Source organism: Amycolatopsis sp. NPDC049691 (genome assembly GCF_040675005.1).
Taxonomy (GTDB): domain Bacteria; phylum Actinomycetota; class Actinomycetes; order Mycobacteriales; family Pseudonocardiaceae; genus Amycolatopsis.
This window is the reverse complement of record NZ_JBFANX010000001.1, coordinates 893349-905638: the sequence shown is the minus strand read 5'-3', so window position 1 is coordinate 905638 and position 12290 is coordinate 893349. Positions and strand designations below refer to the sequence as shown.

The 12290-nt window shown below is 72.4% G+C and carries 12 protein-coding genes; 7 read left to right on the top strand and 5 right to left on the bottom strand.

The features are described from left to right. Positions 1–1134 (top strand): cytochrome b (locus AB0J40_RS04140; RefSeq protein ID WP_364447204.1); only part of this gene is annotated, 1134 nt, incomplete at its 5' end. After that, positions 1131–1520: a hypothetical protein gene (locus AB0J40_RS04135; protein ID WP_364447202.1), complete on the top strand. Its 390-nt coding sequence runs from the start codon at positions 1131–1133 to the stop codon at positions 1518–1520. The genes AB0J40_RS04140 and AB0J40_RS04135, both read left to right, overlap by 4 nt. On the opposite strand, the gene AB0J40_RS04130 is transcribed toward AB0J40_RS04135, so the two are convergent. Beyond that, entirely contained in the window at positions 1489–2334 is an 846-nt protein-coding gene (locus tag AB0J40_RS04130) for a MerR family transcriptional regulator (protein ID WP_364447199.1), read from the bottom strand. The genes AB0J40_RS04135 and AB0J40_RS04130 overlap by 32 nt on opposite strands. Positions 2335–2440: 106 nt before the next feature. Here AB0J40_RS04130 and AB0J40_RS04125 point away from each other — a divergent pair, with 106 nt between their 5' ends. Further along, the gene (locus tag AB0J40_RS04125; protein WP_364447196.1) at positions 2441–2881 is read left to right on the top strand and encodes an ATP-binding protein; all 441 of its coding nucleotides are present in this window, start codon (positions 2441–2443) and stop codon (positions 2879–2881) included. Positions 2882–2892: 11 nt separating this feature from the next. Further along, positions 2893–3975, top strand: a complete 1083-nt coding sequence (locus AB0J40_RS04120; RefSeq protein ID WP_364447193.1) for a spore photoproduct lyase family protein — start codon at positions 2893–2895, stop codon at positions 3973–3975. Here AB0J40_RS04120 and AB0J40_RS04115 read toward each other — a convergent pair. After that, entirely contained in the window at positions 3963–4517 is a 555-nt protein-coding gene (locus AB0J40_RS04115; protein WP_364447191.1) for a TetR/AcrR family transcriptional regulator, read from the bottom strand. The two genes, AB0J40_RS04120 and AB0J40_RS04115, sit on opposite strands and share 13 nt — an antisense overlap. A 54-nt stretch (positions 4518–4571) precedes the next feature. Here AB0J40_RS04115 and AB0J40_RS04110 point away from each other — a divergent pair, with 54 nt between their 5' ends. Then, a complete protein-coding gene (locus tag AB0J40_RS04110) occupies positions 4572–5522 on the top strand; it encodes an SDR family NAD(P)-dependent oxidoreductase (RefSeq protein WP_364447188.1) in 951 nt (316 codons plus the stop codon). A 55-nt stretch (positions 5523–5577) separates the two neighbouring features. Continuing rightward, positions 5578–5778, top strand: coding sequence for a hypothetical protein (locus AB0J40_RS04105; RefSeq protein ID WP_364447186.1), 201 nt, complete (start codon positions 5578–5580; stop codon positions 5776–5778). On the opposite strand, the gene AB0J40_RS04100 is transcribed toward AB0J40_RS04105, so the two are convergent. Beyond that, a complete protein-coding gene (locus AB0J40_RS04100; protein WP_364447314.1) occupies positions 5760–7241 on the bottom strand; it encodes a tannase/feruloyl esterase family alpha/beta hydrolase in 1482 nt (493 codons plus the stop codon). The two genes, AB0J40_RS04105 and AB0J40_RS04100, sit on opposite strands and share 19 nt — an antisense overlap. A gap of 157 nt (positions 7242–7398) precedes the next feature. Beyond that, on the bottom strand, positions 7399–8781 hold the full coding sequence (locus AB0J40_RS04095) for an MFS transporter (protein WP_364447183.1): 1383 nt from the start codon (positions 8779–8781) through the stop codon (positions 7399–7401). A 144-nt stretch (positions 8782–8925) separates the two neighbouring features. On the opposite strand from AB0J40_RS04095, the gene AB0J40_RS04090 reads away from it, so the two are divergent. Next, complete coding sequence (locus AB0J40_RS04090; protein ID WP_364447180.1) at positions 8926–10590, top strand: GAF domain-containing protein; 1665 nt, start codon at positions 8926–8928, stop codon at positions 10588–10590. Here AB0J40_RS04090 and AB0J40_RS04085 read toward each other — a convergent pair. Continuing rightward, positions 10587–12197, bottom strand: a complete 1611-nt coding sequence (locus AB0J40_RS04085; RefSeq protein ID WP_364447177.1) for a long-chain fatty acid--CoA ligase — start codon at positions 12195–12197, stop codon at positions 10587–10589. The genes AB0J40_RS04090 and AB0J40_RS04085 overlap by 4 nt on opposite strands. Between the last annotated feature and the right edge of the window lie 93 nt (positions 12198–12290).

The following is a 12290-nucleotide window of genomic DNA, read 5'->3' as shown; positions in this document are numbered from 1 at the left end:
CGTGAGGCGAACTGGGTGATCGGCGGGCTGCTGCTGATCCTGGGCTGCTTCGAGGGCTTCTTCGGCTACTCGCTGCCGGACGACCTGCTCTCCGGCACCGGTATCCGCGCGACGCTGTCGGGCATCGTGCTCTCGGTGCCGGTCATCGGCACCTGGATCCACTGGGCGCTGTTCGGCGGGGAGTTCCCCGGCGACCAGATCATCCCGCGCCTGTACACGCTGCACATCCTGCTGCTGCCGGGCATCATGCTCGCGCTGGTCGGGGTGCACCTGGCGCTGGTGTGGTACCAGAAGCACACCCAGTTCCCGGGCGTGCGCCGCAAGGAGACCAACGTCGTCGGCGTGCGGATCATGCCGTACTTCGCGCTCAAGGGCGGGGCGTTCTTCACCCTGGTCGTGGGTGTGCTGGCGCTGATGTCGGGGCTGTTCCAGATCAACCCGGTGTGGAACTTCGGCCCGTACAACCCGGCGCAGGTCTCCGCCGGGTCCCAGCCCGACTGGTACATGGGGTGGGCGGACGGGCTGCTGCGCGTGTGGCCGCCGTGGGAGGTCTACCTCGGCGACCACACCGTGCCGCCGGTGTTCTTCGCCGGCGCGCTCGGCATCGCCGTCCTGGTCACGCTCCTGCTGAGCTATCCCTTCATCGAACGCCGGCTCACCGGTGACACCGCGCACCACAACCTGCTGCAGCGGCCGCGGGACGCACCGGTCCGCACGTCGCTGGGCGCGATGGCGATCACGTTCTTCCTCGTGCTCACCCTGTCCAGCTTCAACGACATCCTCGCCGTCCAGTTCGACGTCTCGCTCAACGCCATGACGTGGGCGGGCCGGATCGGGCTGCTCGTCGGGCCACCGCTCGCCTATTTCTTCACGTACCGGCTGTGCGTCGGCCTGCAGCGGGCCGACCGCGAGGTGCTGGAGCACGGCGTCGAGACCGGCATCATCAAGCGGCTGCCGCACGGTGAGTTCGTCGAGGTCCACCAGCCGCTCGCCGCGGCACCGCTCGAATACCAGGGCGCGCCGGTGCCGAAGAAGATGAACAAGCTGGGGTCCGCCGGGCACGCCGTCGCCGGCTCGCTGCTGACCCCGGACCCGGCCGAGGAGACGCGGGCGCTCGACCGGGGGCGGCGATGACGGTCACCGCCCGCTTCGCGGCCGCCTGCGCGGCGGTGTTGTCGGCGTTCGCTACCGCGGCCGGTTTCGGGTGGCTGCCCCTGGAGTCGCCGGCGGTGGCGGCGGGCGTGGCGCTCACGGTCCACGGCGTCCTGCTGCTGACCATTGTGGACAGTCGCGATCGGCGGCTGCGCGGCCCGGCGAAGGTGGTCGGATCGCTGTTGGGGTGCTTCCTGCTCGCCGGTTCACTGTGGACGGCGACCGGGCGCTTCGCCGGGCAGCCGGGGCTCGTCGCCGTGCAGGTCCTGGAGAACACCGTCGGGCCGCTGGCCGTGCTCACGGTGTTCGCCGCGGAGGCGGACGCACCCGGCGCGGTCAGCCGGAGAAAGCGGCGAGGGCCGCCGTGAACGACGCCGGCACCGGCTCCCCCACGATCGGCAGCCCGCGCCACCCGGGGCCGGCCGGGCGCACCGGCACCCCTTCGGCGTGCAGGGTGCGCAGGATCCGCACGTCCGCGGACTGCGACGTCATCGACCACACCACCACGCCCGCCGGCGTGAAGCGGTCGGCCACCGCGCGCAGGACGTCCACCGACACCAGGCCGCCCAGGAACACCGCCGGTGCGCCGTCGTCGTTCAGCGCCGCGCTCAGCACCTTGACCGGCAGCTCGTGGCGCTCCGCCGGGCCGCACACGAACAGCACCGAGGCCCGGCCGGCCCGCGCCGGTGCCGCGTACCGGTCCAGCGCCGCGGACGCCGCCGTCGCCAGCGCCCACTCCGCGGCCATCGCGGTGCGATCGCCCCGCTGCGCCCACCGCTCCCCGATCGCGCGCAGCACCGGCGCGACGACCTCGGTCCAGGTCTTCGCCACGCCCAGGCTGCCGAGCGCGTCGTCGACCAGGCCGCCCATCGTGGGCAGGTCCAGCGCCTCCGCCGCCTCCGCCAGCCGCTGCCGGCGCTGCCCGGCGGTCACCTCGGCGGCCGACCTCGTCAGCACCAGCCGGGCGGCGTCGCGCGCGCTGGTCCCCTGGGCCTGCAGCGCCCGCATCCGGCGCAGCCGCTCGACGTCCTCGGGCGTGTACCGCCGCCGCCCGTTGGCCTCGCGCTCCGCGGCCCCGATCCCGTACCGCTGCTCCCAGGTGCGCAGCGTCACCTGCGACACCCCCAGCGTCCGCGCCACCTCGCTCGATCCGAGCGGGCGCGGTCCGGTGTTGCGGCTCATCCGGCCTCCTTCTTGGACGCGCATTGAATCACGAAATCACCGGTCAGACAGGGTCCAGTCACCGCTGGACCACGGCGTGGATCGCATCCGCATCGGAGGTGCACCGATGGACACCGAACACCGGTGGGTGACCACCCAGGTCGGCCGCCTCTGCGCGCGGGTCGCCGAGGCCGCCGAAGGCGTCGTCGACCTCCGGCCCCGGCCGGACCCCCAGCTCGTCCGCCGCCGGCTCGCCGACCGGCTCGCGTTCGGGGTGGTGCCCACCGCCGCGCTGGGCTACGCGGTGCTCGTCGCCGACGAACTGGTCACCAACGCCTACCTGCACTCCGGGGCACCGCTGCGGCTGCGGTACTCCCGCCACCGCGCCGGGCTCCTCATCGAGGTCACCGACGCGGCACCGCACCGGGCGCAAACGCTCGCGGCCATCCGCGACGGCGTCCGCGAGCCCGGCACCGGCCTGGCGGTGGTGTCCACCGCGGCCCTCGACTGGGATGTCCACCACAACGCCGTCGAGAAGACGGTCTGGGCCCTGCTGCGGTTTCGGTAATCCGGAGTCCAGTGTCCACCCCGTCCGACGTCGAGCGCGACCGGTTGCTGTCCCCGTCGCGCATCTACTTCGAACCCGCCGCCGCCGAACTGCCCCGCGGGCAGCAGGTGCTCGCCCGGTTCCCCGACGCCACCCGGGTCGAGGTCGCCGGTCACTGGCGGATCCCCGAACTGCACGGCGACGAGACCAACGTCCGGCGCTGGGTGCGCATCAAGCGCGAGGCCCTCGTCCTGGGGATCAAGAAGTCGCTGACCGCGCGGCCGAACGGGCGCTCCGCCGATTTCATCGCGCCGTCGACGGCCAACGGCTGCGCGATGGCGTGCGCCTACTGCTACGTCCCGCGGCACAAGGGCTACTCGAACCCGATCACGGTCTTCGCCAACATCGACCGGATCACCGGGTACCTCGCCGGCCACATCGCCCGGCAGGGCTCGAAGCCGGAGCCCAACCAGTGTGATCCGGACGCGTGGGTCTACGACATCGGCGAGAACTCCGACTGCTCGGTCGATGCCCTGGTCAGCGACAACGTGGCCGACCTGATCGGCCTGTTCGCCGGACAGGCGGGCGCGAAGGCGAGTTTCGCCACCAAGTACGTCAACCGCGGCCTGCTCGACCTGGCTCCGCGCGGCCGGACCCGCGTGCGGTTCTCGCTGATGCCCGCGCGGGCGGCCAAGCTGCTGGACCTGCGGACCAGCCCGATCCCCGACCGCCTGCGCGCCCTGGACGACTTCGTCGAGGCGGGGTACGAGGTCCACGTCAACCTCAGCCCGGTCGTCGTCTACCCGGGGTGGCAGGCGGACTGGGCCGAACTGCTGACCCACCTCGGGGACGCCACCGGCGAGGCCACCAAGGCCCAGCTCGCCGCCGAGGTCGTCATGCTGACGCACAACCGCGGGCTGCACGAGGTCAACCTCGGCTGGCACCCGAAGGCCGAGCAGGTGCTGTGGCGGCCCGACCTCCAGGAGACCAAGCGCAGCGAAGGCGGCGGGCTCAATGTCCGCTACCGCGCGGGGCGGAAACGGGTGCTCCTCGACGAGCTGCTCGGCATCGTCGCCGAGCGGGCGCCCTACCTCCGGATCCGTTACGCCTTCTGAGGGACGAGCAGCTCGACCGCGGTGGTGAAGCGGCCGAGGTAGGCATCCCGGGTTTCCACCTGGTGCTTCAGCCCGACCGACGCGCTGATCAACGTCTGCGCGACGCGGGTCGCCATCGCTCGTCCGGTCACCTCGGCGATCGCGTCGGTCACGAGCGCCTCGAACCGCGCCGGCGCGGTCTCGACGATGGCGCCGAGCAGCTCGGGGTTCTGCTCGATCACCCCGGTCACGTCCCGGCTCAACGGCCCGACGTACCGGCCGGCCCACCGGTCGAACGCCCCGGCCAGCCGCTCGCGCAATGGCTTGCCCGCGTCGCCGAGGATCTGCTCGGCCGCGGCGAGGTCCTGCTCCAGCGCCCGGGTGGCCGCGGCCCGGAACAGGGTCTCCTTCGACTCGAACAGGAAGTAGAGGCCCGGCCGGGAGATCCGGGCCGCGCGCGCGACCTCGTCCATGGACGTCTTCCGGTAGCCGTGCCGGGCGAACGTCAGCAGCGCCGACTCGAGTACCGCGTCACGACGGCCGGCGGCCGGTTCGGAAGCCATGCGACCACACTAGCCGCACTTTACAGAATCTGCCTAGTCCGTATAGTCGAGGCCATGCCGCCCCTGATCACCACGCCCTTCACCGCCGCCAGCACCGCGACCGAGGTGCTCGCGGGCGTCGACCTCGCCGGGGTCCGCGCGATCGTCACCGGCGCGTCCTCCGGCCTCGGCGCCGAAACGGCCCGCGTGCTGGCCGCCGCCGGCGCGGAGGTGACGTACGCCGTCCGGAACCCGGCCGCCGTCGGGGAACCCGCGCGGGTCGCCCGGCTCGACCTCGCGGACCAGGCGTCCGTCCGGCGGTTCACCGAGGCCTGGGACGGTTCCCTGCACCTGCTCGTCGCCAACGCGGGCATCGTCACCGGCAGCCTGGCCCGCACGCCGGAGGGGTGGGAGCTGCAGTTCGCGACGAACCACCTCGGCCACTTCGCACTGGCCACCGGGCTACACGACGCCCTCGCGGCGGGCGCGGCGGAGCGGGGCGAGGCGCGGATCGTCTCGGTCAGTTCGACCGCGCACATGCGCGCCGGCGTCGACTTCACCGACCTGCACTTCACCCGGCGGCCGTACGACCCGCAGATCGCCTACGCCCAGTCGAAAACCGCCAACGTGCTGTTCGCCGTCGAAGCGACGCGCCGCTGGGCGGCCGACGGGATCTTCGCGAACGCCGTGAACCCCGGCGGGGTCGCGACCGGTCTCCAGCGCCACTTCACCGACGCGCAGAAGGAGTCGCTGGCCGCGGCCGAAGCGGCCGGGATCTTCCGGTACAAGACCGTCGCCCAGGGAGCCGCGACGACGGTCGTCGCCGCCGTCGCCCCCGAATTCGCCCGCACCGGCGGGCACTACCTCGACGAGGCGCGGGAGGCCTACCCCGTCCCCGACGACGCGGCTCTCGCCGACCACCCCCACGGCGTCAAGCGGTGGGCCCTCGACCCCGCGCTCGCCCGGCGCCTCTGGACCGTCTCGGCCGAACTGACCGGGTTTGCCCGGCGGACAAAGGAGGCATGACCTCGGTACGTCCCGGCGCCGTCCTGGCCGTGATCGCCGCGGGCGCGTCGACCCGGTGACCGCCGCCCCGGCCCGTGACCTGGCGGCGGTCACGGTCACGGGCCGGTCGCTCACCCGCGCCGCCGCGTACGCCACCGCCGCCTTCGCCATGGGCGAGCGCATGTTCGGCTGGGCCGCCGGACTGCGCGGCCACGGGGTGTACGTCGTCGGCGCCGGGGAGCCGCGGTGGGTCGCCGGTCAGCGGGTGCAGGTGTAGCTCGACGCGCTGTCCGGGTCGCCCGCGCGGTACCGCGGCCACCCCGGGTACGCGCACAGCGGGCGGGTACGGGCGTGCGCCAGGTCGGTCACCACCGGGTTGACCGGCGACTGTCCTTTTTCGACCCACCGTTCGAGCGCCGTGAGCGAATCCCAGGAGGCGGCGAACGCCGGCGTGCCGAAGTTGGCGTGGTTCGCGCCCGGCACGACGTAGTAGCGCAGGAACGCGTCGGTCGCCCGCGGCCCCACCACCGACCGGACCCGCTCGTAGTAGTCGCTCGTCGAGTACGGCGAGACCAGCTCGTCCGCCGCGCCGTGCAGCAGGATCAGCTTGCCGCCCGCGCGGGCGAACGGGCGGAGGTCGGCGTTGTTGCGGTCCTCGATCTTCGACAGCTCGCTGATCCGGTCGAGCCACTTCCCCGGGTGCCGGGGATCGACGTCGAGCGAGCGGTACTGCGGATCCCGCGTGAGGAAGTACTTGACCCACTGGTCCCAGTACTGCATCCCGTAGCCGCTGGTCACCGGCATCGGGTTCGCCGGCGCCGTCGTCCCGAAGCCGAGGAACGGCGTGCTCATGTCCGCGCCGGACAGGAACGGGAAGCCCGGGTACTGCGTTTCCCCGCTGGCGATCCGGTACGGCCACCGGAACGGCGACGACATCGCCTTCACCGCACCGATCTGCGCGTCCGACAGGCACGCCGGACCGGCCTCCGCCCCGCCCGGGCACCGCAGCACGCGCGGATCGAAGTGACACGCACCGGGGTTCGAGACGACCTGGTCGCGGACGCCGTCCAACCCGTCGCACGCCTGGATCACGCTGGTGTACAAGAGCTTCTGCTTCTCCGGCCCCGGGAAGGCGCCCGGCTTCGAGAGAACCTGCGTCAGGTAACCGAGGTCCAGGATCTCGGCCATGTTGTTCCAGGCGGGGTAGGCGGAAATGACGCCGTCGAACGCGGTGGGCCACCGCTGTGCGACGTTCAGGGCTTCGCGGCCGCCGGTCGACCCGCCCGCGAAGAACGTCTCGGCGGGGTTCGTCCCGTAGGCGTGCCGGATGACGAACAGGCTCGCGTCCCGCGTCTTCTTCAGCGCGTCCCCGGCCGCGAAGTTGACCAGGGCCTCGTCGTTCGCGCCGAACGAGCCGTCGAGCGACGGCGGGGACGCCGGGTTCTGCTGGTGCCCCGAGTCGCTCGCGAAGGTCGCGTACCCGCGCGCCAGCGGCACCGGCTGGTCGGCCGGCCCGAACGGCACGTTCGACGCGACGTCGGGGATCGTGCCGTTGTAGCCGCCACCGCCGAACATCAGCGCCTTGCGGTTCCAGTCCCGCGGCAGCGCGACGCGCAGCTTGATCGACGGCGCGGCCGGGTCGACCGGAAACAGGTCGGCGTCGACCCGGCAGTACTCGCCGGCGGGACCGGTCGCGACCGACGCCGACGTGACGCGCCCGCCGGTGGTCGGCAGGCTCATCGCCGACGCCGGGATCGCCAGCCGGTCCAGCCCGGCGCACGCCGTCGCGGCGGTGGCGGGTCCGGCGCCGGCGACGACGGACGCGCCGGCCACCAGCACCGCGGCGAACAAGGAGAACTTCCGCACTCTGGCCTCTTTTCGGGAGTTCGGGGACGGCTCAGCGGTAGAGGTGCGCGCCCGGCACGGCTTCCGGGTCTTCCCGGACCGCGGCGGGGTTCGTCTCGGGCAGGAACCACGCGCTGGCGAAGGTGATCAGGCCCATCAGCGTGATGTAGCCGGCGACCGCGAGCGTGTTGCCGGTGTCGGCGATGAGCGCGGTCATCAGGAACGGCGTCCCGCCGCTGACGATGATCGCCGAGAGCTGGTAAGCCAGCGACGCGCCCGAATACCGCACCGCCGGCGCGAACAGCTCGCTGAGGAAGCTCGCGATCGGGCCGTAGGTGAGGCACTGGAACACGAACCCGACCGCCACCGCGACGAAGATCAGCGGCAGCGACTTGGTGCCGACGAGCCCGAAGTACGGGAAGCCCCAGGCGGCGACACCCAGGCCGCCGATGAGGATCAGCGGCCGCCGGCCGATCTTGTCCGAGATGTGCCCGGACCACGGGATGGTCAGCAGCATCGCCGCCGACGCCAGCAGCACGACCGCCAGCAGGGCGTCGCGCTTGAGCCCGAGCGTTCCGGTGCCGTAGCTCAGCAGCCCGGAAATGCTGACGTAGAACAGGCTGTTGGTGGCCGACAGCAGCCCGCAGCCGAGCACGATCGTCCCCCACTTGGTCCGCAGGACCTGCGCGAGCGGCGCCCGGACCACGACTTCGTCTTCCGACTTCGCCGCTTTCTCCTGCAACTCCCGGAATTCGGGCGTGTCTTCGACCTTGGCCTGGATGTAGAGGACCACCGCGAACATGAAGACGCTGAGCAGGAACGGGATCCGCCAGCCCCAGGACAGGAACGCGGCGTCCGGCATCAGGCCGCTGGCGGCGACGAAGATGAGGTTGGAGATGATCACGGCGACGGGAACGCTGGTCTGGCCGAAGGTTCCGGCGAAGCCGCGGCGTTTCGGTCCGGCGGATTCGGTGAGCAGCAGAATGATGCCGCCCCACTGGCCGCCGGTCGCGAGCCCCTGGACGAACCGCAGGATGACGAGCAACGTCGGGGCCAGCGAGCCGACGGCGGCCGCGGTCGGCAGGCAGCCGATCAGGAAGGTCGCCGCCCCCATCACCGCCAGGCAGGCGACGACGACCGGCTTGCGCCCGTACTTGTCGCCGAGGTGGCCGGCGAGCACGCCGCCGACCGGCCGGGCCACGAACCCCGCCCAGAACGTGCTGAAGGCGAGCAGGGTCCCGGTCAGCGCCGAGGAGTGCGGGAAGAAGACCTTGGGGAACACCAGCGCGGCCGCGGTGCCGTAGAGGAAGAAGTCGTACCACTCGATCGAGCTGCCGACGAGCCCGGCGGCCAGCAGCTTGCGGAAGGCCCGGCGCCGGGTCGGGGACACGGCCGAGCCGGACTGCCCTTCGGGCTGGGTGAGCGGGATTGCCATGGATGCCGCCTTCGTCGTTGAGCGCAGCCTGGTGATGGCGGAGATGCTAGGACGCCGTTACGCTGCGGATGAGGTGCGGACCACCCACTCCTCACGGCGGGGTGGTGGGTCTTTCGTCCACCTGATCGCGAAGAGGAGGGTGCGGTGACCGAGCCGGGTTCGCTCGCGCGGCGACAGCGTGAACTGGCGTCGTTGTACGCGACCGTCAAGTCCCTCACCGCGCTCGGCGGGCTGGACGAGGTCCTGCAGTCGATCGTCCACCACGCCCACGACCTCATCGGCACGGACTTCACCTACCTCTCGCTGGTCGGCCCGGACGGCAGGCTGTCGGCCCGCGCGTCGGACGGCACGATCTCCGCCGAGTTCCTCGCGGCGGCCATCCCGGCGACGGTGGGGCTCGGCGGCAAGGTGCTGGCTTCGCGCAGCCCGCACTGGGTGCGCGACTACGCGTCCTCGACGCTCATCCAGCACGATCCGGACTTCGACCGGCTGGTCGGGACCGAGGACCTGGTCGCGCTCCTCGGGGTGCCGCTGGTCATCCGGGGTGAGGCGGTGGGCGCGCTGTTCGCCGCGTACCGCTCCGAAAGGTCGTTCCAGGCCGACGAAATCGCGCTGCTGAACGCGTTCGCCGACCACGCCGCGGTCGCCCTCGACAACGCCCGGCTCTACGAAGCGAGCCGGACCGCCTTGCAGGAGCTGCAAAGCGCGTACCGGAAGATCGAGCGGGCGCAGGCGATCCACGAGGCGCTGACCGGGGTCGTGCTGGCCGGCGGCACGCCGGACGACGTCGCGCAGCTGCTCGCCGACCAGCTCGGCGGCAGCGTCACGCTCCTCGACCGGACGGGCGAGATCGAGCTGGCCGACGCGGTCGAGAAAGCGCGGCGTTCGGGGCGCTGCACGGTGGCCGCCGGCCTCAGCGTGGCGGCGATCCAGGCGGGCGACAGCTACCTGGGCGCGCTGGCGTGGCGCCGGGAGGGCGTCCCGGACGACACGGACCTGCGCACGCTGGAGCGGGCGACCCACATCCTCGGGCTGCTCATCCTCAAGGAGCGGGCGGTGGCCGAGGCCGGCGAACGCGTGAGCGGCGAACTTCTCACCGAGCTGATGGTGGGCAGCCCGGGGATCAGCCCGGCGCAGCGCACCCGCGCCCGTGCGCGCGGCATCGACGCCGACCGCCTGGACCTGGTCGTGGTGGCGGACTCCCCCGCGGTGGCGCCGACCGACCTGGCCCGCCACCTGCACGACATCGCGCGCGACCACGCCGGCCTGGCCGGTGAGCATCTGGGCCGGGCCACGATGTTGCTTCCGGGTGCCGACGAAGAGGAGACGGTGGCGGAAGTCCACAGCAGACTCCGGCGCACGCTCGGCGGGCCGGTCCTGGTCGTCGCCGAACGGGCGGCCGGCCACGACTGGTCCCGCGCGTTCTCCTTGGCGGGCCGCTGCGGCGCGGTACTGCGGGCGCTCGGCCACACCGACACGGGCGCGACGACGCGGCAGTATGCGTTGTACGCCATGGTGTTCGACGCCGAGCGCGCCGGGGAACTGGACCGGTTCCTGGCCGGCTCCCTCGGCGCGCTGCTGGCGTACGACGAGCAGCGCGGCACCGAACTCGTGGAGACTTTGGCCGCCTACTACGACAACCGCGCGAACGTGGCGGCGACGGCGCGGGCGTTGCACGTCCACGTCAACACGCTGCTGAAGCGGTTGGACCGCGCCGGCAGCGTCCTCGGCTTCGACTGGCGGCAGGGCAACGATCTGGAGCTGCAGCTGGGCCTGCGCCTCCACGCCCTCCGCGCGAGCGTCGCCTAGGCGATCCGCTGCGCCTCCCGCAGGTCGAGCTTGGAGAGCTTGCCGGTGCCCGTCTTCGGCAACGTGGGCAGGAAGAAGAATTCGTCGGGCAGCCACCACTTCGCGACCAGCGGCGTGAGGTGCCGCAGGAGGTCCTCGGCCGTGGTGGCGCTGCCCTCGCGCAAGGCGACGTAGGCGACGGGCCGTTCCATCCACCGCGGGTCCGGCCGGCCGATCACCGCCACCTCGACGACGTCGGGGTGCGCCGCGATCGCGGCCTCCAGCTCGACCGAAGAGATCCACTCGCCGCCGGACTTGATCAGGTCCTTGATCCGGTCCACCAGCCGCAGGTAGCCCGCGCCGTCGATGGTGGCCAGGTCGCCGGTGCGCAGCCAGCCGTCGGCGGTGAAGCTGCCGGCGGCGTCCACCCGGAAGTAGCCGCCCGCCACCCACGGGCCCGCGACCTGCAGCTCGCCGACGGCGCGCCCGTCGCGCGGCAGTTCGTCGCCGGTCTCGACGTCGACGATCCGCACGTTCACCAACGGCAGCGGCTGGCCCTGGGCGGCCCGGACGCTCACCTGCTCGTCCTCGCTCAGCGCCCGGTGCTGGGTGCGCGTGCCGCCGATCACCCCGACCGGGCTGATCTCGGTCATCCCCCAGGAGTGGGTGATGGGGACGCCGATCGCGGCCCGGTAGGTCTCCGACAGGGCCGGGGGCACGGCGGAGCCGCCGCCGAGCAGGAACCGCGTCGCGCTCAGGTCGTACGCGCCCAGTTCGGGAGCGAGGCTGGTCCACACGGTGGGGACGGCGCCGGCGACGGTCACCCGCTCGGCCGCCATCAACCGCAGCAGGTGCGCCGGTTCCGCGGACGGGCCGGGCAGGACCAGCGACGCGCCCGCCATCATCGCGCCGTAGGGCAGGCCCCACGCGTTGGCGTGGAACATCGGGACGATCGGGAGCACGACGTCGCTTTCGCAGAGGCCGATCAGGCCGGCCGCCTGGGTGCCCAGGCAGTGCAGGACCGTGGACCGGTGGCTGTAGAGCACGCCCTTGGGCGGCCCGGTCGTCCCCGAGGTGTAGCACAACCCGGACGCGAGGTTCTCTTCCGCGAGCGTGAACGCGGCCTCGAACGAACCCGCGAACGGCTCCGCGTCCGAGACCAGCGCGTCGTAGTCCAGGACCCGGGGATCAGCCGGGATCTCCTCGTCGGTGCCGTCGGGCAGCACCACCCAGTGCCGCACCTTCGGCAGTTTCCCGGCGCTCGGCCAGATCCGCGGGAGCAGCCCGCGGTCGACGAACACCACGTCGTCCTCGGCGTGGTCGACGATGTACTCGAGGTGCTCCGCCGAGAGCCGGATGTTGATCGAGTGCAGCACCCGCTTGGTGGCCGGCACGGCGAGGTAGAGCTCCAGGTGGCGGCGCGTGTTGCTCGCGAACGTCCCGACGCGCGCACCTTCCGGGACGCCCAGGGCGTCCAGCGCGGTGGCAAGGCGGCGGACGTCGCCCAGCACGTCGGCGTACGTGCGCCGTTCGTCCGGCGTCACGACTTCCTTGTGCGCGAAGAGCCGCTCGGCCCGGTCCACGATGTGGGCGATGGTGAGCGGCCGCGGCTGCATCAGCCCGTCCATGATCGTCTCTTTCGGTCGTCGGGTTGCCGGCAGGCACGACCTTAAGCGCGGTCACGGGAAGCCGAAGAGGGCGGAAGATCCCACTCATCCGCC